The organism is Janthinobacterium breve (assembly GCF_051380895.1).
GTDB lineage: Bacteria > Pseudomonadota > Gammaproteobacteria > Burkholderiales > Burkholderiaceae_D > Janthinobacterium.
In genome coordinates, this window is sequence record NZ_JBNYXY010000009.1 from 351,005 (window position 1) to 376,358 (window position 25,354).

Annotated in this window: 26 protein-coding genes; 10 read left to right on the forward strand and 16 right to left on the reverse strand. The window is 62.0% G+C overall.

Annotated features, from left to right (window positions below; genetic code table 11):
* The first annotated feature begins 100 nt into the window (after positions 1-100).
* The 4 genes from nadA to ACQ4W0_RS19990 all read left to right on the forward strand — a co-directional run bounded on the left by nadA (position 101) and on the right by ACQ4W0_RS19990 (position 4,049).
* On the forward strand, positions 101-1,234 hold the full coding sequence (gene nadA, locus ACQ4W0_RS19975) for a quinolinate synthase NadA (RefSeq protein WP_436578338.1): 1,134 nt from the start codon (positions 101-103) through the stop codon (positions 1,232-1,234).
* Entirely contained in the window at positions 1,231-2,097 is an 867-nt protein-coding gene (gene nadC, locus ACQ4W0_RS19980) for a carboxylating nicotinate-nucleotide diphosphorylase (protein ID WP_436578339.1), read from the forward strand. The genes nadA and nadC overlap by 4 nt, the downstream gene beginning before the upstream one ends.
* The gene (locus tag ACQ4W0_RS19985; protein WP_436578340.1) at positions 2,097-2,861 is read left to right on the forward strand and encodes a substrate-binding periplasmic protein; all 765 of its coding nucleotides are present in this window, start codon (positions 2,097-2,099) and stop codon (positions 2,859-2,861) included. The genes nadC and ACQ4W0_RS19985 overlap by 1 nt, the downstream gene beginning before the upstream one ends.
* Before the next feature lie 108 nt (positions 2,862-2,969).
* Complete coding sequence (locus tag ACQ4W0_RS19990; RefSeq protein WP_436578341.1) at positions 2,970-4,049, forward strand: TIGR03118 family protein; 1,080 nt, start codon at positions 2,970-2,972, stop codon at positions 4,047-4,049.
* Between the two features lie 53 nt (positions 4,050-4,102).
* Here the strand turns inward: ACQ4W0_RS19990 and ypfJ are convergent, their stop codons facing one another.
* A complete protein-coding gene (gene ypfJ, locus ACQ4W0_RS19995; protein ID WP_436578342.1) occupies positions 4,103-4,996 on the reverse strand; it encodes a KPN_02809 family neutral zinc metallopeptidase in 894 nt (297 codons plus the stop codon).
* A 153-nt stretch (positions 4,997-5,149) separates the two neighbouring features.
* Here ypfJ and ACQ4W0_RS20000 point away from each other — a divergent pair, with 153 nt between their 5' ends.
* Positions 5,150-6,043 (forward strand): GNAT family N-acetyltransferase, encoded by an 894-nt coding sequence (locus tag ACQ4W0_RS20000; protein WP_436578343.1) that lies wholly within the window; start codon positions 5,150-5,152, stop codon positions 6,041-6,043.
* A gap of 9 nt (positions 6,044-6,052) precedes the next feature.
* Here ACQ4W0_RS20000 and ACQ4W0_RS20005 read toward each other — a convergent pair whose 3' ends face one another.
* A complete protein-coding gene (locus ACQ4W0_RS20005; protein ID WP_436578344.1) occupies positions 6,053-6,751 on the reverse strand; it encodes a DAPG hydrolase family protein in 699 nt (232 codons plus the stop codon).
* Positions 6,752-6,858: 107 nt separating this feature from the next.
* Between ACQ4W0_RS20005 and ACQ4W0_RS20010 the strand changes: the two genes are divergently transcribed.
* A complete protein-coding gene (locus tag ACQ4W0_RS20010; protein WP_436578345.1) occupies positions 6,859-7,551 on the forward strand; it encodes a TetR/AcrR family transcriptional regulator in 693 nt (230 codons plus the stop codon).
* Here the strand turns inward: ACQ4W0_RS20010 and ACQ4W0_RS20015 are convergent.
* The 7 genes from ACQ4W0_RS20015 to ACQ4W0_RS20045 all read right to left on the reverse strand — a co-directional run bounded on the left by ACQ4W0_RS20015 (position 7,514) and on the right by ACQ4W0_RS20045 (position 13,067).
* Positions 7,514-8,194, reverse strand: a complete 681-nt coding sequence (locus tag ACQ4W0_RS20015; protein WP_436578346.1) for a DNA alkylation repair protein — start codon at positions 8,192-8,194, stop codon at positions 7,514-7,516. The genes ACQ4W0_RS20010 and ACQ4W0_RS20015 overlap by 38 nt on opposite strands.
* Before the next feature lie 198 nt (positions 8,195-8,392).
* Positions 8,393-9,169: a peptidylprolyl isomerase gene (locus tag ACQ4W0_RS20020; protein ID WP_436578347.1), complete on the reverse strand. Its 777-nt coding sequence runs from the start codon at positions 9,167-9,169 to the stop codon at positions 8,393-8,395.
* A gap of 105 nt (positions 9,170-9,274) precedes the next feature.
* The gene (locus ACQ4W0_RS20025) at positions 9,275-10,054 is read right to left on the reverse strand and encodes a peptidylprolyl isomerase (RefSeq protein ID WP_077404793.1); all 780 of its coding nucleotides are present in this window, start codon (positions 10,052-10,054) and stop codon (positions 9,275-9,277) included.
* A 111-nt stretch (positions 10,055-10,165) separates the two neighbouring features.
* A complete protein-coding gene (locus tag ACQ4W0_RS20030; protein ID WP_436578348.1) occupies positions 10,166-10,468 on the reverse strand; it encodes a BolA family protein in 303 nt (100 codons plus the stop codon).
* Positions 10,465-11,094, reverse strand: coding sequence for a septation protein A (locus ACQ4W0_RS20035; RefSeq protein WP_436578349.1), 630 nt, complete (start codon positions 11,092-11,094; stop codon positions 10,465-10,467). Before ACQ4W0_RS20035 ends, ACQ4W0_RS20030 begins: the two co-directional genes overlap by 4 nt.
* An 83-nt stretch (positions 11,095-11,177) precedes the next feature.
* A complete protein-coding gene (msrB, locus tag ACQ4W0_RS20040; protein WP_436578350.1) occupies positions 11,178-11,579 on the reverse strand; it encodes a peptide-methionine (R)-S-oxide reductase MsrB in 402 nt (133 codons plus the stop codon).
* A gap of 9 nt (positions 11,580-11,588) precedes the next feature.
* Entirely contained in the window at positions 11,589-13,067 is a 1,479-nt protein-coding gene (locus ACQ4W0_RS20045) for a protein adenylyltransferase SelO (protein ID WP_436578351.1), read from the reverse strand.
* Between the two features lie 223 nt (positions 13,068-13,290).
* Between ACQ4W0_RS20045 and ACQ4W0_RS20050 the strand changes: the two genes are divergently transcribed.
* Positions 13,291-14,943, forward strand: coding sequence for a 3-(methylthio)propionyl-CoA ligase (locus tag ACQ4W0_RS20050; RefSeq protein WP_436578352.1), 1,653 nt, complete (start codon positions 13,291-13,293; stop codon positions 14,941-14,943).
* Positions 14,944-14,956: 13 nt separating this feature from the next.
* Here the strand turns inward: ACQ4W0_RS20050 and ACQ4W0_RS20055 are convergent, their stop codons facing one another.
* Genes ACQ4W0_RS20055 through ACQ4W0_RS20070 form a run of 4 tightly spaced genes read right to left on the reverse strand, consistent with a single transcriptional unit; the run spans position 14,957 to position 19,525 of the window.
* On the reverse strand, positions 14,957-16,471 hold the full coding sequence (locus ACQ4W0_RS20055; protein WP_436578353.1) for a chemotaxis protein CheW: 1,515 nt from the start codon (positions 16,469-16,471) through the stop codon (positions 14,957-14,959).
* Positions 16,464-17,003 carry a chemotaxis protein CheD gene (locus ACQ4W0_RS20060; RefSeq protein WP_436578354.1) on the reverse strand — a complete coding sequence of 180 codons (540 nt, stop codon included), beginning with the start codon at positions 17,001-17,003 and terminating at the stop codon, positions 16,464-16,466. The genes ACQ4W0_RS20055 and ACQ4W0_RS20060 overlap by 8 nt, the downstream gene beginning before the upstream one ends.
* On the reverse strand, positions 17,000-17,824 hold the full coding sequence (locus ACQ4W0_RS20065) for a CheR family methyltransferase (RefSeq protein ID WP_436578355.1): 825 nt from the start codon (positions 17,822-17,824) through the stop codon (positions 17,000-17,002). Before ACQ4W0_RS20065 ends, ACQ4W0_RS20060 begins: the two co-directional genes overlap by 4 nt.
* Positions 17,825-17,827: 3 nt before the next feature.
* Positions 17,828-19,525 carry a methyl-accepting chemotaxis protein gene (locus ACQ4W0_RS20070; RefSeq protein WP_436578356.1) on the reverse strand — a complete coding sequence of 566 codons (1,698 nt, stop codon included), beginning with the start codon at positions 19,523-19,525 and terminating at the stop codon, positions 17,828-17,830.
* Between the two features lie 556 nt (positions 19,526-20,081).
* Here ACQ4W0_RS20070 and ACQ4W0_RS20075 point away from each other — a divergent pair.
* Positions 20,082-22,169: a 3-hydroxyacyl-CoA dehydrogenase NAD-binding domain-containing protein gene (locus ACQ4W0_RS20075; protein ID WP_436578357.1), complete on the forward strand. Its 2,088-nt coding sequence runs from the start codon at positions 20,082-20,084 to the stop codon at positions 22,167-22,169.
* 45 nt (positions 22,170-22,214) lie between these two features.
* Here ACQ4W0_RS20075 and ACQ4W0_RS20080 read toward each other — a convergent pair whose 3' ends face one another.
* The 3 genes from ACQ4W0_RS20080 to ACQ4W0_RS20090 form a co-directional block, all read right to left on the reverse strand.
* Entirely contained in the window at positions 22,215-23,063 is an 849-nt protein-coding gene (locus ACQ4W0_RS20080; RefSeq protein WP_436578358.1) for an alpha/beta fold hydrolase, read from the reverse strand.
* A 107-nt stretch (positions 23,064-23,170) separates the two neighbouring features.
* Positions 23,171-23,575 (reverse strand): VOC family protein, encoded by a 405-nt coding sequence (locus tag ACQ4W0_RS20085; protein WP_436578359.1) that lies wholly within the window; start codon positions 23,573-23,575, stop codon positions 23,171-23,173.
* 105 nt (positions 23,576-23,680) lie between these two features.
* On the reverse strand, positions 23,681-23,989 hold the full coding sequence (locus ACQ4W0_RS20090) for a DUF2798 domain-containing protein (protein WP_436578360.1): 309 nt from the start codon (positions 23,987-23,989) through the stop codon (positions 23,681-23,683).
* A gap of 98 nt (positions 23,990-24,087) precedes the next feature.
* Here ACQ4W0_RS20090 and ACQ4W0_RS20095 point away from each other — a divergent pair, with 98 nt between their 5' ends.
* Complete coding sequence (locus tag ACQ4W0_RS20095) at positions 24,088-25,011, forward strand: LysR family transcriptional regulator (protein ID WP_436578361.1); 924 nt, start codon at positions 24,088-24,090, stop codon at positions 25,009-25,011.
* Between the two features lie 126 nt (positions 25,012-25,137).
* Positions 25,138-25,341 carry a hypothetical protein gene (locus ACQ4W0_RS20100; protein WP_046682764.1) on the forward strand — a complete coding sequence of 68 codons (204 nt, stop codon included), beginning with the start codon at positions 25,138-25,140 and terminating at the stop codon, positions 25,339-25,341.
* Positions 25,342-25,354: the final 13 nt, after the last annotated feature.

Below are 25,354 nucleotides of genomic sequence, written 5' to 3' on the forward strand. Positions count from 1 at the left end.
GCCGGATGGCGCATGCAGCGCTTCCGGCATGCAGTGTCGCAGGCTGGGCAATCGGTCTGCCGATATGCCATCGTGTATTCTCACCCAGCTACCCTACGCCATGCAAACTCTAGCCATCAAATCCGTCGAGTATGAACATCCACAAGACGGCGCCAGCTGCACTGCCCACGCCTGGGCACGCACGCCAGCGACGCCATCCCCGGCTGAAAAAGCCGAACTGATCACGCGCATCAAGCGCCTGCTAATCGAGCGCGAAGCCGTGCTCGTTGCCCACTACTACGTTGATGCCGACCTGCAAGACCTGGCCGAAGCCACGGGCGGCTGCGTTTCCGATTCCCTGGAAATGGCCCGCTTCGGACGCGACCATCCGGCCAAGACCCTGGTCGTGGCCGGCGTGCGTTTCATGGGGGAAACGGCCAAGATCCTCAGTCCCGAGAAAACCGTGCTGATGCCGGACCTCGACGCGACCTGCTCGCTCGACCTGGGTTGCCCGGTGGACGAATTCACGGCCTTCTGCGACGCCCATCCGGACCGCACGGTAGTGGTCTACGCCAACACCAGCGCCGCCGTGAAGGCGCGCGCCGACTGGATGGTGACGTCGTCGATCGGCCTGGACATCGTTGCTCACCTGCATGCGCAGGGCAAGAAAATCCTCTGGGCGCCAGACAAACACCTGGGTTCGTATATCCAGAAGGAAACGGGCGCCGACATGCTGCTGTGGCAGGGTAGTTGCCTGGTCCACGACGAGTTCAAGGGCATCGAACTCGATTTGCTCAAGGAAGAGTATCCGCAAGCCAAGGTGCTCGTGCATCCGGAGTCGCCCGCGAACGTGGTGGCGCTGGCCGACATGGTGGGTTCGACGTCGCAAATGATTGCGGCAGCGCAAACCATGGATACGGATACCTTCATCGTCGCCACCGACAACGGCATCCTGCACAAGATGCGCGCGGCCGCACCGGGCAAGCGTTTCATCGAAGCGCCCACGGCCGGCAACAGCGCCACCTGCAAAAGCTGCGCGCACTGCCCGTGGATGGCCATGAACGGCTTGCTGAACCTGGCGCAAACGCTGGAAAACATGCACAACGAAATCCACGTCGATCCGTCCGTCGGCCAGTTGGCCGTGCGTTCGATCAACCGCATGCTCGACTTCGCCGCCGCCAAGAAGGCGGGCCTCAAGCCGGGCGCGGACCTGGCAAAAGAAACCACATTGTTCCAAGGAATCGGTCCAGCATGAGTACCCTCGTTAATTCTTTCGCTCCCTTTGATGCGGCCCTGGCGCGCGCGTTCGAGGGCAATCTGCTGGCCGCCCTGCTGGAAGACGTGGGCCAGTGCGACCTGACGGGCGAACTGGTGCCGCCCGACCACATCGTCACGGCCCGCGTCATCGTGCGCGAAGCAGCCGTGCTGTGCGGCGCTCCGTGGTTTGAAGGCATCATGAAAAGCCTGGACCGCAGCATCAATATTGCCTGGCATTACGCCGAAGGCGACATGATGACGGCCGACAGCGTCGTGTGCACGATTCAGGCGCCAGCGCGCGCCTTGCTCACGGCCGAGCGCAGCGCCCTCAATTTCCTGCAACTGCTGTCGGCGGTCGCCACGGCCACGCGCCAGTATGTCGATGTGATCGCCGGCACCAAGGCATCCATCCTCGACACGCGCAAGACCTTGCCGGGCCTGCGCCTGGCGCAAAAGTATGCGGTGCGCGTGGGCGGCGGCAAGAACCAGCGCCTGGCCCTGTACGACGGCATCCTGATCAAGGAAAACCATATCGCGGCCGCTGGCGGCGTCAGCCAGGCCCTGGAAAACGCGCGCAAGCTCGACGCGGGCGTGCCCGTGCAGATCGAGGTGGAAACCCTGGCGCAATTGCAGGAAGCGCTGGACGCGGGCGCCGTGTCCGTGCTGCTGGATAACTTCAGCAACGACATGATGCGCGCAGCCGTGGCCTTGACGAATGGCCGCGCCTTGCTGGAAGCGTCGGGCGGCATCAACTTCGATACCGTGCGCGCGATTGCCGAAACGGGCGTGGACCGCATTTCGATCGGCAGCCTGACCAAGGACGTGCGGGCCACCGATTACTCCTTGCGCATCGTCGGCTGATGAGAAGAGCAGGGCGGCGCCTGCTGGCCCTGGCGCTGCTGTGGCCGGCGCTTGCCGCGCCCTTGCCCGCGCAGGCGCGCGAACTGCTGGCCGTGGGCGCGCAGTTCGAGCGCGTGTTCGAGTATCAGGAGAGCGGCGAATATGGCGGACTGGGCGTAGAACTGCTGCGCCTGATGGCGGCGCGCACGGGTAATACCGTGCGTTTCCGCATGGTGCCGTGGGCGCGCGCGCAAGCCATGCTGGCGCAGGGCCAGGCCGATATCCTGATCGGCCCCTACAAGACGCCCGAGCGCATCGCCAGCATGGGGTTTTCCGACAAGCCGTTTTACCAGGACCAGATGGTCTTTTATACGCGCCAGGACGCCAGCTTCGGCTGGGACGGCGATTACGCGGCACTGAAGAACCGCAGGGTGGTGCTGCTCAACGGCTGGGCGTATGGCGCGGACTGGGAGCGCATGCGGCCCAGTTTGCAGGTCAGCGTGGCCAACAATGTGGAAAATGGCTTGAAGATGCTGGTGCATAACCACGTCGACGTGTTCGTCAGCAACCGCCGCAATACCGACCCCGCGATCGCCCGCCTCGGCTATGGGCGCCAGGTGAAACCATTACCCAAGGTCATCGAAGTACAGAATGGCTATTTCGCCTTTCCCCGCTCGCCCGCCTTCGACAAGCTGCGCCTGCAGTTCGACCAGGAACTGAATGGCCTGATCGAGACGGGCGAGCTGAAAAGGCTGGGCAAGCGCTACGACGTCGGCATACCCTGATACTGGCTATTTTCGTCGCGTTTGACGCACCTCAAGCATCCGGCACGGCCGGGTTCTACCCTGAAAGCAGGCGGCACAACACTGCCCATCACGCCGAGGGAGAATGCCATGAGTACGCAGCGCTTCAGCAACATGCTTTGCATCGGTTTCGCCATCGCGCTGGCCGCAGCCCTGTTTGCCTGCGGTGGCGGCCATCATCACCACCCGCCGGCTGCGAGCGCCTATGCGGCCACCAGCCTGGTGTCGGACACGGCAGCCTTGCCCGCCGCGCATACGGACCCCAAGCTCGTCAACGCCTGGGGCGTGGCCTTCAATCCACGCGGTTTCGTCTGGGTAGCTGCGAATGGCACGGCGAAGTCCACCTTGTATGACGGCAACGGCGTGCCGCAAGCGCTGGTAGTCAGCACGCCGCCAGGGCCGACGGGCATCGTATTTAACGGCACGCAGGATTTCAAGCTGAGCCAGAACGGCGTGACGGCGCCCAGTCCCTTCATCTTCGCCAGCAAAAGCGGCAGCATTTCCGCCTGGTCGCCCACGGTCAGTCCCACGACAGCCGTGGTCGTGTTCGACGGCAGCGCCGGTGGCAGCGTCTACAAGGGCCTGGCGATTTCTGCTTATGCGGGCGCCAGCTACCTGTATGCGGCCGATTTCCATAACCGGCGCGTCGATGTCTTCGATGCCAGCTTCGCCAAAGTCGCCTTGCCCGGCGCGTTCAGCGACCCCAGCTTGCCGGCCGGCTATGCACCTTTCGGCATCCAGGCTATTGGTGAGCGCATCTATGTTGCCTATGCCATGCGCGAGGCCAGCGGCGACGATGAACAGGCTGGCGCGGGCCTCGGCATCGTCAATGTGTATGACAGCGGCGGCCAGCTGATCAAGCGGCTGGTGAGCGGCGGCGCCCTGAATGCGCCATGGGGCATGGCGCTGGCGCCGGCCGATTTCGGCACTGCCAGCAATATGCTGTTGATAGGCAATTTTGGCGATGGCAAGATCAATGCCTATGACCCCGCCACGGGTGGCGCTGGCAGCCCGCTGCGCAAGATGGACGGCACGCCGCTGGCGGTCGATGGCTTGTGGGGCATCGCCTTCGGCAATGGGCTCAACAGCCAGCCCGCGACTACCCTGTTCTTTGCGGCGGGGCCGAATGACGAGGCGCATGGGCAATATGGACGCATCGACCTGCAGTAATCGGGTGCAGGCAGGCCCGTGCCGCTGCGGGGCGGCACGGGCAGGAACCGTGGTTACAGTTGCCGCGCCTCAAAGGTATTGCACTGGGAAATCTGGCCGCTCTCGATGCCCTTGCTGAACCAGCGCACGCGCTGCTCCGAGGTGCCGTGCGTAAACGAGTCCGGCACGACATGGCCTTGCGACTGCCGCTGCAGCGCATCGTCGCCGATGGCCGTGGCCGCTTTCAGGGCCGCTTCCACGTCGCCCTGTTCCAGGATCTTGCGGTCCTGGTTCGCGTGGTAGGCCCACACGCCGGCAAAGCAGTCGGCCTGCAATTCCAGGCGCACGGACATGGCGTTGGCCTGGCGCTCCGATTGCGTGCGGCGCGCCTTGTCAACCTTCTCGGACAAGCCCAGCAGGTTCTGCACGTGGTGGCCCACTTCATGCGCGATCACATAGGCTTCTGCAAACTCGCCCGAGACCTTGAAGCGCTGCTGCATCAGATTGAAGAAATCGAGGTCCAGGTAGACTTTCTGGTCGCCGGGGCAATAGAAGGGCCCGCTGGCGCTCTGGCCCGTGCCGCAGGCCGTCGGCGTGCTGCCCGAGTACAGGACCAGCTTGGGTTTCACGTAGCTGCCGCCTTCGGCCTTGAACAGGGCGCCCCAGGTGTCTTCCGTATCGGCCAGCACGGTTTTCACGAAGCGGGCCATTTCGTCCGATTCGGGCGGCTGGCGCGCGGGCGCCTGGCTTTGCTGGGTGCTGACCTGGCCGCCACCGCCGCTGAGCAGATTCAGCAAGGTCAGGGGATTGACGCCCAGCACATACGAGCCGACGAGGGCGATGACGATGGTGCCGATGCCGATCGAGCGGCCGCCAAAACCAAAGCCGCCGCCACCGCCGCCGCCACCACCGTCTTCGCCACGGCGATCTTCCACATTGTCGCTTTCGCGATTGCCATCCCATTTCATGATATCTACTCCTGCTGCGATTTGCGATTAATTGGTAACGCCTCAAGATGGCTCTTGGGACGAATCTTATAATTATCGCAGCAAACTGTGCCGCGACAGGAGCGACAGTGTTACGCTTTGCAACTTTCCAACCACATCACAACAGGTGCACGCATGGCGCTTGCCAACGATACACGCATTTCGCCCACGGCGGTGGTCCAGGCACAACTGGATGCCTACAACGCCCACGACGTGCCGGCCTTGCTGGCCATCTACGCCGATGATGCGCAGCAATTCCAGCATCCCGATACCTTGCTGGCCACGGGCAGTGCGCAGATCGGCCCCCGTTTCACGGCCCGTTTCGCCGCCAGCCGGCCGCAGGCGCAGTTGCTCAATCGCATCGCTTGCGGCAAGCTGGTGATCGACCATGAAATCGTCCATGGCGACACGCCGGACGGTGTTTCCGCGCAGGAACTGGTGGCGACATACGAGGTGGAGCAGGGACGCATCGCGCGTGCCTGGTTCAGCTTTGGCGCCTTGACCAGCCTGCGCGTGGCGCTGCCGGCCGATGTGCCGCACATGAACGCACTGATCGCCCGCTCCGGCGTGGCACTGAGCGCGGGGTTTTATAGTGAAGAGCAGGCCGAGGCCGTGACGCGCCATGTGTTCGGCGTCGATACGCAGCTGGTGGCCGACCGGACGTATTTCGTGATCGAACGCGATGGCGCCATGCTGGCCTGTGGTGGCTGGAGCCAGCGCGCCACCCTGTATGGCGCCGACCGCGCCAAGAGCGGGTCGGACCCGCTGCTCGACCCGGCCAGCCAGCCGGGCCGCATCCGTGCATTCTTTGTCGAACCCGAGGCCGCCCGTCAGGGCCTGGGCAGTATGCTGATGCGCCATTGCGAACGGCAGGCGCTCGCCGCCGGTTTCAGCGCGCTGGAACTGGCTGCCACCTTGCCCGGCGTGCCGCTCTACCTGGCCAGCGGCTTTGCCGTCACTGAAGAGTTTCATCTGGACTTGCCCGATGACATCAAACTGCCGCTGGCGCGCATGCACAAGCGGCTGTGAGCCGCCGGCTTACCAGGGCAGCGGCGCCTTTTCTCCGTTGGCATGCTCGCCGTAATACAGCGAGGGCAGGAAGCGCGACAGATAGGTAAATTCGCTGTAACAATGGCGCAGCAAATTCAGGCCCAGCACGTCGGGCACATCGCGCACGGGATCGAGGCTGTTGCGGCCCAGCAGGAAGCGGCTGCGCAGCACGCAGCCCGTGGGCGTGTCGCGCGTCAAATGCAGCATTTCGCCGTCGAGCGGGTTGCCCTGCGGGTCCATCTGCACGTGCTCGCCAAAGCCGATGCGCGCGCAGATGGCGGCCGACAGGGCGCCACTGTCCTTAGCCTGTTGCAGTTGCGCCGGATCAAACACGTCTTTCGGATCATGGAACTTCAGCTTGGCTTTCACGGGCGGAATGTCGCCCAAGGACTCCACCGCCTCGATCGAGGCGCCATAGTAACGCTCTCCCTTTTTCCACGCGCTGTCCCAGCCATGGTGCGCCACGTGGTCGTGCGGATGCCACCACTTGATGTGCTGCGTCGTCTCGAAAAACGTAAACCACCAGTCCAGCATGCGCCCGCTGCAGCCGTGCAATTCCGTGCGCGCCGCTACCAGCAGGCAGCCGTCGGGCAGTCGCGTGATGCCCGTTTCCAGGTGCAGGGGAAACGGGGCGAGCAAGTCGCCCGTGCCGGTGATGTGCCATGGGGATGCAATAGGGTTCGTCATGTCGTTCTCCTTTGTTGAGGTGCAACAATTATATATTAAAGAAACGTACAGCGTTTCCTAAATATGTTTCAGTGTAAAATTGCCCATCGATCAAGTTTGGAGCTGGCATGCAGGAAGAAGAGAGCAAGGCCTTGCGTGGACGGGGCCGTCCGGCGCGCCCACCCGAGGAGGCGCGCGTAGCGGCCGTGCAGGCGGCCACCTGGCTGCTGCTGCACGAAGGCTATGCGGCCACGACCATGGAAGCGGTGGCGCGCCACGCGGGCATGGCAAAAAAGTCGCTGTATCAGTACGCGGCCAACCGCGAGGACCTCGTCGCCCTGGTGGTGCGCGGCTGGACGGATGCCTTCCTGCCGGCCATGGCGCACGATGCGGCCGCGCCTGGCGAGGTCTTGCCGCTATTGAAAGAGATACTGCAGGCGATGGCGGCGCGCGTGCTGACGACGGACGCCGTGGGCCTGTTCCGCCTGCTGTGCACGGAGTTTCCCGCCCGCGCGGACTTGCTGGCCGTGTATCAGCGCAACGGCATCGAGCGGGGCACGGCTTTGCTGGCCGAGTGGCTGGGACGCCAGGCCGCGCGCGGCCATCTGCGGCTGCAGGATGGGCGCGATGGGCACGATGGCTACGAACTGGCCGGCTTGCTGCTGGCCATGGTGATCGCCGAGCCGTTGCGGCAGATGGCGTTGGGCTTGCTCGCACCCGTGCCGGCCTGGGATGCTGCGCCGCGCATCGATGCGGCGCTGCGGCTGCTGGGCGGGCAGGCGTTCAAGGTGGCTGATGCTTCAACGCTTCGCGGCGGCTGAGGGGAGAGAGCTGTTGGCGGTGGGCGTTGGCAAACGCCGTCACGGCCGCGGGCGCGTGGCGCGCGTAATCGCGCAGGGCCCAGCCGATGGCCTTGCGGATGAAAAACGCGTCTTCATGGGCCAGCGCCAGCGCCGCGTCGAATAGCCAGACGGCATCCGTGTCGCCGCGCCAGCCCAGCTGGTGCAGCATGGCGATGCGGCGCAGCCAGAAGTCGTCGTGGCGCAAGGCCGCATCCATGTGCACATGGCCATCGCCGCCACGCCGCAGCTCCACCTGCAGCACGTCGCCGATGATGCCCGCCATGCCGTCGACGCTGTCCCACCAGGCGCGCTGGCGCGCCAGTGCCAGCAGGGCGGGGAGGTGATCGATGCTCAGCTGGCGCACGTGCATGGCCAGCATGTCGAGCGCCACATGCTGGTATTCGCGCTGCGGCTGCTGCCACAGTAGTTGCGCGTGTTCCAGCAAGGTATCGGCCCCCACGCCTTTCAATCCCGCCAGCAAGGCCCTGGCGGCCAGCCGCCGCTGCGGCGCACCCACGCCCAGGAACACGAACTGGTCGCGCATATACGCCTGCATGGGCGCCGCGCGGCCCGGTTCGGCAGCCGCTTCCAGCGCGGCTTTCAGTTCTGCATGTAAATCCATCGCATCTCGCTTTTTTCAGGCGTAAAAAAAGCGCTCCGAAGAGCGCTCTTGTCCAGTCATCCAAACGGCTGATAGAAGCGTAGCGAGCGGCAGCGATTTGTGGCCGAGACGCGCAACCGTACGAAAGTACGGGGCCGCCGAGGCGGTGAGCATCGCAGGCCGCAAAGCGCGACGCGCAGTAGCTTATATCAGGCGGTTTTATTGAATTTTGGCTTTTTTCATCAGTTCGTCGCGGTAAGCGGCGAGTTTCTTCTGTTGCAGCGACTCGGCCACTTGACCCTTGACTTCTTCCAGTGCCGGCAGCTTCGTCGGACGGGTTTCTTCCAGCTTGATCACGTGGAAGCCGAATTGCGATTGCACGGGCGTTTGCGTGACCTGGCCTGGTTTCAGGGCAACCATGGCGTCGGAGAATGGCTTCACGTAGGAAGTAGGGCTAGCCCAGTCCAGGTCGCCGCCATTGGCCGCGGAACCGTCTTTCGATACTTTCGCCAGTTCTTCAAACTTGGCGCCGCCTTTCAGCTTGGCGATGATGTCTTTCGCTTCCGCTTCGGTGGCTACCAGGATGTGGCGTGCATGGTATTCCTTGTCGCCCGCCTGTGCCTTGAACTTGTCGTACTCGGCCTTGATTTCAGCGTCCTTGACGGGGTTTTTCTTGACGTAGTCGGCCAGCAGGGCGTTGATGATGATGCTTTGACGGGCATTGTCGATTTGCGACTTGACTTCCGGACGCGTGCCGTAGCCTTGCTTGTCGGCTTCCTGGATCAGCACTTCACGGCCGATCAGGTCTTTCTTGATGGCTTCGCGCAATTGCGGCGAATCGGCTTGCTTGCCTTGGGCGACGACTTGCTTGACGACCTGGTCTACGCGCGACGATGGGATGGCCTTGCCATTCACGGTGGCCACGTTTTGTGCGAACGCAGGGATCGCGACAACGGCGACCAGGGCTAAGATCAGGCGGGCTGGCTTCAAAATCATGTTCATTCCTAATAGATATACAAAAAGTTTGCGTCTGCCGGGCAGTGCGCATTCAGGCGCAGAATACACGACCGGCGCCGAAAGGGGCGCCGGGGAGGTCAGTTCTTATTGAACTTTCGCTTTTTTGATCATTTCTTCCTGATACGCTTGCAGTTTCTTTTGCTGCAGCGCTTCGGCGATCTGTGGCTTGACTTCTTCCAGGGTCGGCAGTTTTGCCGCGCGGGTGTCGTCCAGCTTGATGACGTGGAAACCGTTAGGCGTTTGCACCGGGGTATCGGTGACCTGGCCTTTTTGCAGCTTCACGAAGGCGTCGGAGAACACTTTCGGGAAGGACGATGGCGCTGCCCAGTCCAGGTCGCCGCCGTTGTCGGCCGAGCCGGCATCTTTCGATTGCTTGGCCAGGTCTTCGAACTTGGCGCCGCCTTTCAGCTTGGCGATGATGTCTTTCGCTTCGGCTTCGGTGGCCACCAGGATGTGGCGCACGTGGTATTCCTTGTCGCCCGTCTGAGCTACGAAGCGGTCGTATTCAGCCTTGATTTCAGCGTCGTTGACAGGGTTCTTTTTCAGGTAGTCGCCGACCAGGGCGTTGATGACGATGGCCTGGCGCGCGTTTTCGATTTGCTGCTTGACGGCTGCATCTTTACCGAAACCTTTGTTTTCCGCTTCTTGCATCAGCACTTCACGGCCGATCAAGTCCTTCTTGATCATTTCGCGCAATTGCGGCGAATCCGGTTGCTGGCCTTGGGCGACGACTTGCTTGACGACTGCATCAACGCGCGACGATGGAATAGGCTTGCCATTAACAACGGCAACATTTTGCGCAAAAACAGGTACCGCGACAACGGCGAGTAGTGCGATCAGCAAGCGGGCTGGCTTAAAAGTCATTATTAAATCCTGTTAGGGAAAGTTTCGTAAAAAACGCATGGAAAGAAAACGCGTGCATGACGCTGCGGCATGCGGCATACCAGGTTGCCCCGGTACGCCAAAACGCCATCCTTACACTACTTCGGACGGCGCCAAGGCCACAATCGCCAATGCATGTATCTCATTATGCATCATATCGTGCACGGAATCATACACCAGTCGATGGCGCATGACGAGCCTGAGCCCCTCAAATTGACTAGAAATAATGCGTAGATTGTAATGACCTCCGCCCGAGGCGGCACCCGCGTGGCCCCGGTGGCGCGCCGAGTCGTCTTCCAGCACGCATTCCAGAGGGGATAGTGCCGTTTCCAGGCGGCTACGAATGCGCTGCATGCGCGTTTCCGGCGAAGTATTCGCTGTGGTGGTATTCATCATGCGTCTTCCTTGATATGTTTGGCCAGGAACAGGGTTTGCGCCACGATGAAGGCAAAGAAAATGCCCGTCGCGCCAAATGCCTTGAAACTGACCCAGGCAGCCATGTCGCCCTTGTACAGTACGAAAGCGACGAACAAGTTCAGCGCGCCGATGGCGCCGAAGAAGATGATCCAGGCGGCCAGCAACTGGTTCCAGACGGCATCAGGCAATTGCACTTGCGCTTCCATGGTCTTGCGGATCAGGTTTTTCTTGAAGCCAACATGGGCGATCAAGAGGGCCAGGCCTGACAGCCAGTAGATCAGGGTTGGCTTCCATTTCAGGAAGAAATCGTCATGAAGGTAAATGCTGGCGCCGCCGAACACGACAAAGATGAACAGCGACAGCCACAGCATGCCGTCGACCTTGCGGCCGCGCAGCAGCAGATAGCTGACCTGGCAGGCGGTGGCGACGATGCCGACCAGAGTGGCGAGTATCCACGGCGCCTGGTCAGCCTTGATCAGGCCGCCAGACACGAAGCCGGACAAATATTGCTGCACGAAATCGTGCGTGACCGCTTCATACATGCCGCCCAGCTTGAAGGCGGCGAAGAAGGCGATCAGGGGGAATAGGTCGAATAGAAATTTCATGGCGAGACTTTACACTGGTCTTATTAAATTCATCTTAGGAATGGCTTAGGAGCAACTGAGGTGCTCCCGGGCGTTCCTGTGTCTCAAGGCTGCGGATCGAAGCGCAAGGAAGCCGAATTGATGCAATAGCGCAAGCCGGTTGGCGGCGGGCCATCCGGGAAGACGTGGCCCAGGTGGGCGTCGCAGACGGCGCAGACGATTTCCGTGCGCACCATGCCGTGGCTGCGGTCGACGATCTCCGTCACATTGGCCGGGTCGAGGGCCTGGAAATAGCTGGGCCAGCCGCAGCCCGAATCGAACTTGGTATCGGAGGCGAACAGGGGCGTGTTGCAGCAGACGCAGGTGTAGATGCCGTGTTCATGGTGGTCCCAGAACTTGCCCGTGAAGGCCCGCTCCGTGGCCGCGTGGCGCGTGACGTCGTATTGCATGGAATCGAGCATGGCGCGCCATTCGGCGTCGGTTTTTTTGACTTTATTCGTGGTCATAATGACTCCTCAGGATGAGCAACTGACTTCAAGGTGATTGGCCCAGTCGGGCGGCAGGGCCGCATAGTGCTGGTGTTCGGGCTGTTCGTCAAATGGCTTTTGCAAAACTTCCAGCAATGTCGCCACTTCCGTGTAGTCCTGCTGCCGGGCTTTTTCGATGGCCACTTGCGCCAGGTAGTTGCGCAGCACGTATTTTGGATTGACGCCGTTCATGGCGACTTGCCGCTTGGCATCGACACTGTCTTCCTGCCGCAGGCGCGCACGGTAAGTTTCTGCCCACGTATCGAAGGCGGGGCGGTCGATGAACATGTCGCGCAACGCCGTATCATGCTCGGGGGCAGCCACCTGCAGTGTCGCCAGGGCGCGGAAAAAATTGGTGAAATCCACGTGATTGGCTTGCATCAGGGCAAACATGCTGTCGAACAGCGCCGTATCGTCGTCCTGGATGGTCTGCAAGCCCAGCTTGGCGCGCAGCAAGGCATTCATCTTGTCCGCAAAGGCGCTCTGGTAGCTGTCCAGTGCCGCCTGCGCCTCGGCCACTTCGCCGATCAGCGGCAGCAGCGCCTGGCCCAGCGCGTAGCAGTTCCAGTGGCCCACCTGCGGCTGGTTGGCATAGGAATAGCGGCCCTGCTGGTCCGTATGGTTGCAGATATGTTCCGCGTCAAACGCTTCCATGAAGCCAAAAGGGCCGTAATCGAGCGTCAAGCCCAAAATCGACATATTGTCCGTGTTCATCACGCCGTGCATGAAACCCACGGCTTGCCACTGCGCGATCATGTGCGCCGTGCGCACGCACACTTCGGCCAGCAATGCCTGGTATGGATTTGATGCGGCGCGCAATGCGGGATAAAAACCGTCGATGATGTAATCGGCAAGGATTTTCAGCTCGTCCGGCTTCTTGCGGTAAAACCAGTGTTCGAACGAGCCAAAGCGCACAAACGTAGGCGCCATGCGCGTGACGACGGCCGCCGTTTCCACCGTTTCGCGCATGATGCCTTGCTGCGACCCCATGATGGACAGCGCGCGTGAAGTGGGAATGCCCAGCGCCGCCATGGCTTCCGAACAGAGGAATTCGCGGATGGATGAGCGCAGCACGGCGCGTCCGTCGCCCATGCGCGAATACGGCGTGGCGCCGGCACCTTTCAGTTGCAGCTCCATCGGACCGTCTGCGGTGGCGATATCGCCCAGCAGGATGGCGCGGCCGTCCCCCAGCTGGCCGGCCCAGACGCCGAACTGGTGGCCCGAGTACACGGCCGAGAGGGGCATCGAGCGCTCGGCAACCGTATTGCCGCTCAGCAGCTCCACGTAATCGGCTTGCGCCAGGCGCGCCGCATCGAGGCCGATGAGGGCTGCTGCCGGTGCGCTGGCGGCCACGAAATACGGGGCGGGCAGGGGCGTGGGCATCAATCGCGTATAGAACGCTGGCGGCAAGGCCGCAAAGGCGTTATCCAGTGGTAAGGTAGGAGCGGTGATGGCGATTCCATTCAAATCAAATGTGGCGATGTGGCGGCAAGCAGCGCCAGCCTGGAATGCGATTTTACCGCACAGCGCCAGGGCGCGTGGCGGATGTCCGGGTGGGTAAAAAACGGAACCGAAAATTCCATGCTGCAATGCAATATCGAAATGCGTTGACGATTTCCGCACGACCGTACGAAACTAGGGAAAGTCTGTAAATTCCAACAATAACCGAGTAGCCAAACCAGGAGACACGATGTCGGCATTTCCCTTGAGCCCAGTGATGGGCCAGATGATGGATCAGCCCCTGCTGATTTCCAGCATTATCGAGTTTGCAGCGCGTCATTATGGGGGCAGCGAAATCATTTCGCGGCGGGTGGAGGGCGATATGCACCGCTACACCTACCGCGATTGCCACCAGCGCGCGCGCCGGTTGGCCAATGCCTTGCATGGCCTCGGTGTCGGCATGGGCGACCGGGTCGCCACCCTGGCCTGGAATGGCTATCGTCACCTGGAAGCCTACTATGCCGTGTCCGGCTCGGGCGCCGTGCTGCATACGATCAATCCGCGTTTGTTTCCCGACCAGATCGCCTACATCTCCAATCACGCGCAAGACCAGGTGCTGCTGTTCGACCTGACGTTCTTGCCCGTGGTGGAGAAAATCGCCGCCGACTGCACCTTTGTGCGCCACTTCGTGCTGATGTGCGACCGCGAGCGCATGCCCGCCAGCAGCACCATTCCCGACCTGCTGTGCTATGAAGACTTGATCGCCACGCATTCCGACGAGTACACGTGGCCCTTGTTCGACGAGAATTCCGCCGCCACGCTGTGCTACACGTCCGGCACGACGGGCAATCCCAAGGGCGCCCTGTATTCGCACCGCTCGACCGTGCTGCACGCGTATGCCTCGGCCATGCCCAGCGGCCTGAACGTGCGCGCCTCCGACACGGTATTGCCCGTGGTGCCCATGTTCCACGTGAATGCCTGGGGCTTGCCGTATTCCGTGCCCTTGTCCGGCGCGCGCATGGTGTTTCCCGGCGCGGCGCTCGATGGCAAGTCTTTGTACGAGCTGTTCGAGGCGGAAAAGGTGACGTTCTCGGCCGGCGTGCCCACCGTCTGGCTGGGCTTGTTGAGCCATGCGCTGCAGAATGACTTGACGTTTTCCACCTTCCGCCGCACCGTGATCGGCGGCGCGGCGTGCCCGCCGGCCATGATGGATACCCTGATCGACAAGTTCGATATCGAGGTCATCCACGCCTGGGGCATGACGGAAATGTCGCCGCTGGGCACGGCAGGCGGCTTGCAGACCAAGCACCTGGACTTGCCGAAGGACGCGCAGCGCAAGATCCTGCAAAAACAGGGCCATGCCATTTATGGCGTGGACATGAAGATCGTCGACGACGATGGCAAGGAATTGCCGTGGGATGGCGTTGCCTACGGCCATTTGCTGGTGAAAGGGCCGTGGGTCATTTCTTCGTATTACAAGAACGAGGGCGGCGACGTGCTGCAGGATGGCTGGTTCCCCACGGGCGACGTGGCCACCATCGATGCGGATGGCTATATGCAGATCACGGACCGCAGCAAGGATGTGATCAAGTCGGGCGGCGAGTGGATCGGCACCATCGACCTGGAAAACCTGGCCATGGCGCACCCGGCCGTGCTGCAGGCGGCCTGCATCGGCGTGTTCCACCCGAAATGGGATGAGCGGCCCGTGCTGGTGGTGGTGCTGCGCCCGGGGATGGCGGTCACGCGTGAGGCGTTGCTGCAGTTCTTCGAGGGCAAGATCGCCAAGTGGTGGACGCCGGACGACGTGCTGTTCATCGACGCCATGCCCATGGGCGCGACGGGCAAGATCCAGAAGAACAAGCTGCGCGAGCAGTTCAAGGGCCACCAGCTGCCCGGCATGTAGCGCTACGCCGCGCTTACGCAGCCTGCGGCAGCGCCGAGCCCAGCTTCTCCAGTAGATGATCGCACTGGAAGACGGACAGGGTCTGGCGCTGCGCGTCCGTGCCGATATCGATCATTTCATCCATTTCGCTGCGCAAGTCGTCATGTTCTCCCGTGCGGATGATTTGCGGCGCCGCAAAGCGCTGGCTGTCGGAAATGGTCATGATGTTGTCGACATGGTCGACAAGGAAGCCGTAGCGCTCGCTACCGCGTTCCACGATGAGGATCTTGCCGGCGCTCGCGTCCGGCAGGACCGGCATGGCGTACAGCTGGCGCAAGTCGATGATGCTGATCATTTGCTGGCGCAAGTTCAGCATGCCGCGCATGCAGGCCGGCATGCCCGGTGGCGTGGTGATGGCGCCGCTGAAGTCGATGATTTCGCGCACTTGCCCGATTTCCACGGCGAAGCGGGTTTCCACGGTAAACGTGATGTAGACGCGGCGCTGCGCCTTGCGTGTGGCGGCAGTGGCCGTTTCCGTGTCGTTTGGATACAGGCGCTTGTGGCCGTCGCGCATCTCGACGATCTCCGCCTGCGACAGGATGCCCTTGTGGTCGAGGAAAATGATGTCGCCCAGGCCCTCTTTCGTGATGCAGCCTGCGAACATGGCCGCGCGCGCCTTGCTCAGCAGGGGAATCGGCAGCACCTCGTCGCCAAAGAAATGCACGATGCTGTCGACGGAATCGACGAGAAAGCCCACGGTCGTGTCAGCCAGGCGCACGACGATGATGCGCTGCTCACTGGTCGCCTCCTTGCCCGGTTCTGCCGCTTGCAGCAGGGCGCCGAAATCGATGACGGCCACCTGGCTGCCGCGAAAATGCATGCGGCCAAGGCACAGTTCACTATTCAGCAGGGAGCTGTGCAGTTCTGGCACGCGGATGATTTCCTGGATGGCCAGCATTTCGAAGGCAAACGTGGCGCCGGCCGCGTGAAAGCTGACGCACTGGCGGCGTTCGCTTTGCGCGTGGTAGCGGGCTGTGCTCAGTTTGGCGCCCGTCGCTTGCAGGGCCAGCACATGGGGCACGTTTTCGATGCGCAGCAGGGCATGCGGGTCGAGGATTTGCAGCAGGCGCGCGCCGCCGTCGAGCAATATCGTGCCGGCGATGATGGCGTGCGCGTCGCCGGCCGCATACTGCAGGGCGCTGCGGGCGCTGGCCGGCACGCGCAGGATGTCGCCCGTATCCTGGAAGACGATGCCGATCAGTACTTGCTGAAAGTCCAGGATGGCGATCTTGTCGGTGGCCAAGGCGCGCGGCGCATCGGCGCGGAACAAACGGCCCAGGTTAACCACCGGAATGACACTGCCGCGCAAGGTGAACATGCCTTCCAGATACGCGGGCGACAAGGGCAGGGCGGTGACTTTCGCGGGGTAGTTCACCACTTCGCGGATGCAACTGGCGGGCAGGGCGAATTCATCGCCGCCCAGGTGGAAGGAACCGAACAGTTCGGTGGCGCCGTCGCGCTCACCCTTGTACCCTTCATGCCTATCCATATGCGCCTTCCTTGCGTGAAGTCAAGCCGGGTTGCGCCACCACATCGGTGACGGCGTAGCTGTGGTGGGCGCAATCGATCAGCAACTGGCGCCCGTGGCGTCCGCCCAGCGCGCAAAAACTGACGTGCAAGCCGCACTGGTCCAAGTATTTTTGCGCCGCTGCCGCGTTTTGCCGCCCCACCTGCAGGCGGCCATGGCCATTATCGGGGCCGAACATGCTGGCGCCGCCCGCCAGCACCACGTCGATATCGGAATAATCGGCCTCGCGCACGCCCATCAGGCGCAGCAGCGAGGGCACGGCCTGGCTCACATAGCGTGCATTCGGGGTGCGAAGGGCGCTGTCTGCTCCGGGCGCTTCCGGCAGCAAACAATGGGCCAGGCCGCAGCATGGGCCGTTCTTCCAGATGAAACCGATGCCGATGCAGGAGCCCAGCAGCGCCTGCAGCTGTTCGCCCTGCGTGCCCACGCTAAGTTGCCCCATGCCAACCAGGTGCAGCGGCGGGGCCTCCGCCAGAGTGTGCGTGTGGATCATGCCGTTCCCGCCTTATAAATCATGGGAAACTCGAATTGATAGCCGGTGCCCAGGCGGGCGATGGTTTCAGATTCGCCCAGGATCAGCCGGCCCTCGTTCTTCAGGCTCAGGCGCGCCTGGCGCAGCACGGTTTCCTGGTGCTCGGCATCGAAATAAATCAGCACATTACGCAGGAACACCAGGTCGAACTGCCGGGCCGGGCGCAGCGCTTCCAGTAAATTGTGCTGCGCAAAGCTGACGTGTTGCCGCAGTTCCTCGTTGACCTTGACGCCATACGGCGAAGGCGTGAAATATTTGCGCAGCAAGTCCGGGTGCGACAGGCGGATGCGCTCGACGGAGCGCCCGCTGTACTGGCCGGCTCTGGCTACCCCCAGGATTTGCTGCGAAATGTCGCTGGCCAGGATCTGGTAGCGGAAAGCGGGAGTTTGCAGCCTGAATTGCTCGCATAGCATGGCGATCGAATACAGCTCTTCGCCGCTGGCCGCCGCCGCCGACCAGATTTCCAGGCAGCCGTCCGGATGGGCGCGGGCCCATCCGGGCAGGTAGCGGTCGCGGAAGTAATCCCAGATCGATGGCGTGCGGAAAAACAGGGTGTCGTTGGTGGTCACCAGATCGATGAAATGGGCCACCTCGTCGCGGTCGCTGGCCACCCGTTCCAGGTAAGCCTGGTAGCTGAGCAGGGACAGCGCTTGCAGCCGTGGCTGCAAGCGTCGCTCCAGCAGCACGCTCTTGCGCGCAGTCATGGCGATGCCCGTATGCTGGCGTACCAGCGCGATCAGGCTCGTCAGCACCTCGGGCGTCAAGGTGGCCGCGTGGCTCATCGCTTACACCACGAAGCCGGAGACAGTCTGGTTCAGGCTGCCCGCACGCTCGTTCAGCCCATCCGTCGAGCGGGCGATGCTGTCGCAGTTGGCGGCCGACTTTTCCGTTTCCTCGGCGATGTACTGGATCGCCGTCGATACTTCGCGCGCCGTCAGCAACTGCTCGTTGGCTGCCTTCGAGATATCCGAGATGGCCAGCGTGGTCTTCGCCACGCCCGAGACGATCTTGTCGAAGGCATCGCTGGCCTGGCGCGAAATCTCGCTGCCCGTCGAGACGCGCTTGACGGATTCGTTGATCAGCTTGGAAATCTCTTTGGTTGCCTGCGAGGAGCGCTCGGCCAGCTTGCGCACTTCGTCGGCGACGACGGAAAAGCCCAGACCGTGTTCGCCCGCGCGCGCCGCCTCGATGGCCGCATTGAACGCCAGCATATTCGTCTGGTTGGCGATTTCGCTGATGACCTTGACGATTTCGCCGATGTCTTCCGACGAGCGGTTGATCAAGTCCATCGCCTCGATCGACTTGGCGACGGCGCGCGCGCCCGCTTCCGCTTCCTGCTGCGTGGCTTTCGCCAGGAAATCGGCGTTCGAGGTGTTTTCCGCGATGGAATTGATGGAAAACGTCAGGCCATCGATGGAGGCATTCATTTCTTCCACCGTGGCGCCCAGCGCTTGCGTACCCACGGCCACGCCCGTGGCCCGCTCGGCGATGGCGTGCGAGGCGTCGGCAAAGCCGTTCGCCGCCGATACCACATTGCCGATCACGCCGCGCAAGTCGACGATCATCTTGCTGATGCCGCCGGCCAGCAGGTCGATCGGCTCGTCGCCCTCTGGCACGATATTGCAGGTCAGGTCGCCTTGCGCCGCGCGCGCCACCGAGTCGAGCAGGGCATTGACCTTGCGGCTGTCGTTGGCGGCCTTGGCCTGGATGCTGTTTTCCAGGTTCACCTGTTCGCTGATGTCGATGGCGAACTTGACCACTTTATACGGCTTGCCGTTCAAGTCGAGGATGGGGTTGTAGGTAGCGTTAAGCCAGATTTCGCGGCCGTCCTTGGTGACGCGCTTGTATTCGCCCGCGTCGAACTCGCCCTTGCCCAGCTTTTGCCAGAATTGCGCGTATTCCTCGCTGCTGGCGTATTCCGCTTCGCAAAACATGCGGTGGTGCTTGCCTTCGATCTCTGCCAGCGTGTAGCCGACCGAGGCAAGAAAGTTGTCGTTGGCACGGATGATGGTGCCGTCGAGCCGGAACTCGATCACGGCCTGGGCCTTGCTGATGGCGTCGATCTTGCCTTCGTAATCGGCATTGCGGCGCTTGCTGGCCGTGATGTCGGTGGCAAACTTGATGACTTTATACGGCTTGCCATCGGCGTCGAGGATGGGGTTGTAGGAAGCATTGATCCACACTTCGCGGCCATCCCTGGCGCGGCGCTTGTATTCGCCCTGGTCGAATTCGCCGCGACCCAGCTTGGCCCAGAAGTCGGCGTATTCGGCCGTTTTCACATACTCGGGGTCGCAGAAGATGGCATGGTGCTTGCCTTGCACCTCGGCCAGGGTATACCCGATGACGCGCAGGAAATTGTCATTCGCATGCAGGATGGTGCCGTCGAGTTCGAATTCGATCACGGCCTGGACACGGTTTAATGCAGTATTTATCGCTTGTAAGTCCAGATCCTGGGAGTGGCTGACATGGCTGGCTGCGTCCATAGTATTTCCTTCAGTGTGGGAAGAGGAATGGGTGGCGCTAATGCTGACAGTTAATAACGATATAAAATGATTGCATAATGACCCGCACATGAGCCGGTGTGATAATCGGTGAGAATCTGCCCGATATAACATAAGCGCACACAGGCGATATCCGGCGGCACTGCTACATAATATTAAATCAATTGCAGAGTGTTGATTTGAATCAATAATTTTATTATTCCCCAGCGCCCGGCGAAAAACAAGGGGCGTGAATAAATAATGCTGAAAGTGTCGTTATTGGCCCGCGCCAGCATATGGCAGAGCATTTACCGAATAATAAAACGGCGTTTTTATTATTATGTTTTTTTTATTAAAAATGGATATGCAATTGATAGTTGCTGGCGCCTGCCGTCGCCGGTGCCGCAGGCCGGAGCCGGCGATGTTGTACCATGATGGCCGGCACCGGTGTTCCACGCGCCGCGATAAAAAATAATACGAGCGTTCTTTTATGCGGTATAGTGAAGCTTCATCCCTTGCAACCACCTCATCGCTAAGCAAAAACCAATAAGGAAGAGACATGAGTGCTGAATATCAAGTAAACGGCGCCGTTGCCGTCATTACCCTTGCCAATCCACCCGTTAACGGCCTGGGCTTGGCAACGCGCACGGCCGCCGTGGCCGGCATCCGCCAGGCGCTGGCGGACGAGGCCGTGAAAGCCATCGTCATCACGGGCGCCGGCAAGGCCTTTTCGGGCGGCGCCGATATCAAGGAATTCAATTCGCCCAAGGCGCTCACGGAACCGACCCTGCACACCCTGATCAACGTCGTCGAGCAATCCACCAAGCCGGTGGTGGCGGCCATACACAGCGTCTGCATGGGCGGCGGCCTGGAGCTGGCGCTGGGCTGCAACTATCGCGTGGCCGCACCGGGCGCGCAGATGGCCTTGCCTGAAGTTAAACTCGGCATCTTGCCGGGCGCGGGTGGCACGCAGCGCCTGCCGCGTGTGCTGGGCCTGGAAATGGCCCTCAACATGATCGTTTCCGGCACACCCGTGGCGTCCGAAAAACTGGCCGGCACGGCCCTGTTCGATGAAGTCATCGCACCCGGCGCCGACTTGCTGACCGCCGCCGTGGCCTTCGCCACGAAAGTGGCCGACGTGCGCCCGCTGCCGAAAGTGCGCGAGCGCAAGGTCGACTATCCGAATCACGAAGCCTTTTTGCAGTTTTCGCGCAATACGGTGAAAGCCATGTCCGGCCCGTTCCCCGCACCGCTGAAATGCGTCGATGCCGTGGCGGCCGCCGTGACGATGAAATTCGACGATGGCTTGAAGTACGAGCGCGAACTGTTCATGCAACTGGTGCAGTCGCCCGAGTCGAAAGCCCTGCGTCACGCCTTCTTTGCCGAACGCGTCGCCAGCAAGGTGCCCGACGTGCCGTCCGACACCCCCGTGCGTACGATCGCCAAGGCGGCGATCGTCGGTGCCGGCACCATGGGCGGCGGCATCGCCATGAATTTCGCCAACGCGGGCATTCCCGTGATGCTGCTGGAAACAAAACAGGAAGCGCTGGACAAGGGCCTGGCCACCATCCGCAAGAATTATGAAAACACGGTGAAGAAGGGAAAATTGACGCAGGACAAGGCCGAGCAGCGCATCGCCCTGGTCAGCGGCACCTTAGCCTATGCCGATATCGCGCAAGCCGACATCGTCATCGAAGCCGTCTTCGAAGAGCTGGGCGTCAAGGAAACTGTCTTCAGGCAGCTCGATGCCGTCATGAAACCGGGCGCCATCCTCGCCTCGAACACGTCCACTTTGGACCTGGACAAGATCGCCGCGTTTACCCAACGCCCGCAGGACGTGATCGGCACGCATTTCTTCAGCCCGGCGAACGTCATGAAGCTGCTGGAAATCGTCCGTGGCAAGGAAACAGGCAAGGATGTGCTGGCCACGGCGCTGGCGCTGTCGAAAAAATTGAAAAAGACGGGCGTGGTCTCGGGCGTGTGCGACGGTTTCATCGGCAACCGCATGATCGAGCAGTACAGCCGGCAAGCTGGCTTCCTGCTGGAAGAGGGTTGCTTGCCGGAACAGGTGGACAAGGCGGTGGAGAAATTCGGCTTCGCCATGGGCCCGTTCCGCATGGGCGACCTGGCCGGCAACGACATCGGCTGGGCCATCCGCAAGCGCCGCACTGTGGAAAAGCCGGACGTCACGTATTCGAAGACGGCCGATTTGCTGTGCGAACTTGGCCGCTACGGCCAGAAGACGGGCGCCGGCTGGTATGACTACAAGGCGGGCGACCGCAAGGCGTATCCGTCGGAGCAGGTCAATGCCATGATCGTTCAGCACTCCGCCGACATCGGCGTGGCGCGGCGCAAGATCAGCGACCAGGAAATCGTCGAACGCCTCGTGTATGCGCTGGTCAATGAAGGCGCGCGCATCTTGGAAGAGGGCATCGCCCTGCGCGCCTCGGACATCGACATGGTGTATCTGACGGGCTACGGCTTCCCCCTGTTCCGCGGCGGCCCCATGTTCTATGCCGATACGGTCGGCTTGCCGAACGTGCTCGACACGATTGGCGCTTACGCCAAAGGCCGCCACGGCGAAGCGTGGACGCCGGCGCCCCTGCTGGTGAAACTGGCGGGCGAAGGCAAGGGCTTCAATAGCTGATGCTGGGCTGTTGAATGGCAAAGGGCAGATTTCTCTGCCCTTTTTTTATTTCTTCTTCGCTACCATCTTGACTGCCTCGTTGACGATGACGGGGTTGTCTTTCTGGATGTAATAGCCGGCGCCCGTGATGCGCTCGATGGCTGGCGCGCCGGACAGGCGCTGCCAATCCTTTTCCTGGGCCCGCACCACGTCTTCAAACGAGCCCATTTCCTCGATGCCGAACTTGTCGCGCACCAGCAGCATGGCGGGCACGCGCAGCGGGCTGGCCATGTCGACATGCTGCAGGCACTGCGCCTGGGCATCGAATTCGGCCGATTCGGTACTGTTGAACATGAGTTTACGCCGGGTTTTCACGAGCATGGCGTAGGTGGACGCGTCCGTCTGCATGCGGCTCCATTGCTGCGGGTGCGTGGGATCGAGCAAGACCAGGCCGGCCACGTCCTGCGGGTACAACTTGGCATACACATACTGGTACAGTCCGCCCAAGCCTTGGCCGACCAGCACATACGGCGGTTTCAAGCCCGCTTGCGCCAGCAGGGCGCGCTGCTGGGCGGCAATGGTGCAGGGGTCGCGCGGCGTGGTGGTTTTGCGGCTGTCACCATAGCCGGGACGGTCGTACACGAGCACGCGGTGCTGCTTTGCCACTTCGGGGACCACCTTGGCCCACACATCCTTGCCGTCGCCCATGGCCGACTGGAAGACCACGGGCAAGCCGCCCTGGCCGCTCAGGGTGTAGGCGATGCTGGCGTCGGGCAGGGCGGCGGTAGCCGGCACGCCTGGCGTGGCCGGCGACGACGGCAGCAAGGAGCAGCCGGAAAAACAGCCGGCCAGCAGCAAGCCTGCGCTGGAAAGGAGCATGGTGCGCGCGGGGCGGCCGACGAATAGATGATGCATGAATTTCCTTCTTGGTGCAGGGACCGGGGGCCGGTATGGCGTTCCAGCCATTATAGGCAAAACATATGCAAGTGGAAATGCCGAACAGAGGGGGATTTCCCGTCCTGTCAGCCGGTCTCGGCGCGATGGCAGACGGCTTCGATGCGGTTGCCGTCCGGATCGAACAAAAAAGCCGCGTAATAGCTGGCGTGATAGTGGCGCAGGCCGGGCGCGCCCAGGTCGATGCCGCCATGCGCCAGTCCCGCATGCCAGAACGCTTCCACGGCCGCGCGCGAGGTGGCCTTGAAGCAGCAATGGCGGCGCGGCGCGTCGTCGGGCCGGGGGCCAAGGCGGACGGAAAAATAGCTGCGTTCGGGGTGTTCCGCATCGCTGCGCTCGCCATAGCCTACCCAGGCGTTGGCATGGTCGCTACCCACCTTGGGCACGCCCAGCGCGGCGAAGATGGCGTCATAGAAGCGCTCGGCGCGTTCCAGGTCGCTAACGGTGAGGGAAACGTGATCGAGCATGGGCATTCCACTGTAAAAACAAGGAAGGCCATAGCATAGCCCGGATCAGGACGGCCGTGGGCCGAAGTAACCGAGTGACACTGCCGGCGGCTGACTGCCGGTTAAGGCCAGTCAGCTGGCGCAAGAACAGGGCGCCGCCTGCGCTCCTGCGGACGCAGCGGGCGAGCAGACGGGGCAGGCAGGTGCGGGGCGCGCGAGCCGGGCCACGATACTGCGGCTCATCAGCTGCACGCGGGGTGCGAACAGCATCACGGCGCAGAAGGCCACGGGCCAGGCGGCAAAGAACGCATGGCGCCAGCGGGGCAGGAAGTCCGCCTGCAGGCCGATATTGAGCCAGGTGACCCAGGCGCTCATCAGCAGGGTCATCACCAGCGACATCAGGAAGGCAAACACGCAACGCAGGCGCAGGGCATCGGACATGGGGCACTTTCAGAAAAGTTGAGGATATGGCAGCGTAACGACTTGCAGCAATCTATACTAGAGCCATATTTTTAATTTCAAATTTCGAAAATGCAATCATGCTCGACGATTTAGCCCTGTTTGTCGCCATTGTGGAGGCGGGCAGCCTGCATGCGGCCGCCGTCAAGGAAGACTTGCCCGCCGCCACCGTCACGCGCCGGCTGCAAAAGCTGGAAAGCCAGCTGGGCTATCGCTTGCTCAACCGCAGCGCGCGCCGCTTGCAGCCGACGGCGGAAGGCTGGCAATACTACGAGCAGTGCCGCCCCCTCGTGCACGCGCTGCGGCAAGCGACGCAGCAGCTCGACGCCAGCCTGTCGGCTGTCTCGGGCAGCATCCGCGTGCTGGCGCCAGTCAACTTCGCCAGCGGCTTGCTGACGCCCGCCTGGGTCAGCTTCATGCAGCAGTATCCGGACATCCGCCTGGAGCTGGAACTGTCGAACCTGCTGCAAGACCTGGTGGGCAGCGGCGCCGACCTGGCCATCCGCGTGGGCGCGCTCGACGATTCTTCGCTGATGCAGCGCCGCCTGGGCAGCGCCGCGCTGGTGATGGTGGCCGCGCCAGCCTACCTGGCGCGCGCCGGCATGCCGCGCGACTTGCAGGAACTGGCACGGCACGAGTTGATCGTGGCCGAGCCGCTGCGCAGCTGGCGCTTGCTGCGGCCCGGCGACGGCGCCGAAATGCTGATCGAACCGCAGGCGCGCCTGCGCGTCAATGAAATGCGCCTGGCCGTGGAAATGGCTGACGTGGGCATCGGCATCCTGCTGTGTCCGCTTTTACAGTGCCGCGAAGAAGTGGCTCGGGGCAGCCTGGTGCGCGTTTTGCCCGACTGGATGCCGCAGCCGCGCCACGTATATGCCGTGTGGACGCAGCGGCGCTACCTGCCGGCCCGCGTGCGCGTGCTGCTTGAGCACCTGGCGGCGTTTGCGGCGGGCAATCCGCTGTTGAACGGGGCGTTGGACGGGCAGGGCGCCGCACTGCCCTGATCCCTTCCACTAATACCGAGCGCTTGTACTTTCCGTCAGGATCGCGTTAAGATAAAGCTTGCTCGCTTATCAAGTGGGCAATCTGGTGTTTTTACGCGCAATCCTTCCCTATCCATGAGAGTAGCAATGAAATATCTGATCGTTCCCTTCTTGCTGGCCATGACTGGCTGTGAAGTTTTGTATGACGCGAACCGGGACAAGATCGGTGAGTATTGCAACAGCCTCAATAATTTTGACGACCGCAATGCCTGCCGCAAGCGTAACCAGACCAGCTACCAGGAATACGTGCAGCAGCGCGACCAGCTGAAAAAGAGCAAGAGCGACAAGTAAGCTCGCCGCCGCA

What these genes read in the sequence shown, in the direction of transcription:
- ACQ4W0_RS20095 (WP_436578361.1), top strand. Translation starts at nt 24,088, where the DNA reads ATGCTCGACGATTTAGCCCTGTTTGTCGCCATTGTGGAGGCGGGCAGC.
- ACQ4W0_RS20005 (WP_436578344.1), bottom strand. Translation starts at nt 6,751, where the DNA reads ATGACGAACCCTATTGCATCCCCATGGCACATCACCGGCACGGGCGAC.
- ACQ4W0_RS20055 (WP_436578353.1), bottom strand. Translation starts at nt 16,471, where the DNA reads ATGGATAGGCATGAAGGGTACAAGGGTGAGCGCGACGGCGCCACCGAA.
- ACQ4W0_RS19990 (WP_436578341.1), top strand. Translation starts at nt 2,970, where the DNA reads ATGAGTACGCAGCGCTTCAGCAACATGCTTTGCATCGGTTTCGCCATC.
- ACQ4W0_RS20065 (WP_436578355.1), bottom strand. Translation starts at nt 17,824, where the DNA reads ATGAGCCACGCGGCCACCTTGACGCCCGAGGTGCTGACGAGCCTGATC.
- ACQ4W0_RS20100 (WP_046682764.1), top strand. Translation starts at nt 25,138, where the DNA reads ATGAAATATCTGATCGTTCCCTTCTTGCTGGCCATGACTGGCTGTGAA.
- msrB (WP_436578350.1), bottom strand. Translation starts at nt 11,579, where the DNA reads ATGACCACGAATAAAGTCAAAAAAACCGACGCCGAATGGCGCGCCATG.
- ACQ4W0_RS20030 (WP_436578348.1), bottom strand. Translation starts at nt 10,468, where the DNA reads ATGATGAATACCACCACAGCGAATACTTCGCCGGAAACGCGCATGCAG.
- nadA (WP_436578338.1), top strand. Translation starts at nt 101, where the DNA reads ATGCAAACTCTAGCCATCAAATCCGTCGAGTATGAACATCCACAAGAC.
- ACQ4W0_RS20085 (WP_436578359.1), bottom strand. Translation starts at nt 23,575, where the DNA reads ATGCCCATGCTCGATCACGTTTCCCTCACCGTTAGCGACCTGGAACGC.
- ACQ4W0_RS20080 (WP_436578358.1), bottom strand. Translation starts at nt 23,063, where the DNA reads ATGCATCATCTATTCGTCGGCCGCCCCGCGCGCACCATGCTCCTTTCC.
- ACQ4W0_RS20090 (WP_436578360.1), bottom strand. Translation starts at nt 23,989, where the DNA reads ATGTCCGATGCCCTGCGCCTGCGTTGCGTGTTTGCCTTCCTGATGTCG.
- ACQ4W0_RS20060 (WP_436578354.1), bottom strand. Translation starts at nt 17,003, where the DNA reads ATGATCCACACGCACACTCTGGCGGAGGCCCCGCCGCTGCACCTGGTT.
- ACQ4W0_RS19985 (WP_436578340.1), top strand. Translation starts at nt 2,097, where the DNA reads ATGAGAAGAGCAGGGCGGCGCCTGCTGGCCCTGGCGCTGCTGTGGCCG.
- ACQ4W0_RS20015 (WP_436578346.1), bottom strand. Translation starts at nt 8,194, where the DNA reads ATGGATTTACATGCAGAACTGAAAGCCGCGCTGGAAGCGGCTGCCGAA.
- ACQ4W0_RS20050 (WP_436578352.1), top strand. Translation starts at nt 13,291, where the DNA reads ATGTCGGCATTTCCCTTGAGCCCAGTGATGGGCCAGATGATGGATCAG.
- ACQ4W0_RS20070 (WP_436578356.1), bottom strand. Translation starts at nt 19,525, where the DNA reads ATGGACGCAGCCAGCCATGTCAGCCACTCCCAGGATCTGGACTTACAA.
- ACQ4W0_RS20035 (WP_436578349.1), bottom strand. Translation starts at nt 11,094, where the DNA reads ATGAAATTTCTATTCGACCTATTCCCCCTGATCGCCTTCTTCGCCGCC.
- ACQ4W0_RS20025 (WP_077404793.1), bottom strand. Translation starts at nt 10,054, where the DNA reads ATGACTTTTAAGCCAGCCCGCTTGCTGATCGCACTACTCGCCGTTGTC.
- ypfJ (WP_436578342.1), bottom strand. Translation starts at nt 4,996, where the DNA reads ATGAAATGGGATGGCAATCGCGAAAGCGACAATGTGGAAGATCGCCGT.
- nadC (WP_436578339.1), top strand. Translation starts at nt 1,231, where the DNA reads ATGAGTACCCTCGTTAATTCTTTCGCTCCCTTTGATGCGGCCCTGGCG.
- ACQ4W0_RS20020 (WP_436578347.1), bottom strand. Translation starts at nt 9,169, where the DNA reads ATGATTTTGAAGCCAGCCCGCCTGATCTTAGCCCTGGTCGCCGTTGTC.
- ACQ4W0_RS20010 (WP_436578345.1), top strand. Translation starts at nt 6,859, where the DNA reads ATGCAGGAAGAAGAGAGCAAGGCCTTGCGTGGACGGGGCCGTCCGGCG.
- ACQ4W0_RS20000 (WP_436578343.1), top strand. Translation starts at nt 5,150, where the DNA reads ATGGCGCTTGCCAACGATACACGCATTTCGCCCACGGCGGTGGTCCAG.
- ACQ4W0_RS20075 (WP_436578357.1), top strand. Translation starts at nt 20,082, where the DNA reads ATGAGTGCTGAATATCAAGTAAACGGCGCCGTTGCCGTCATTACCCTT.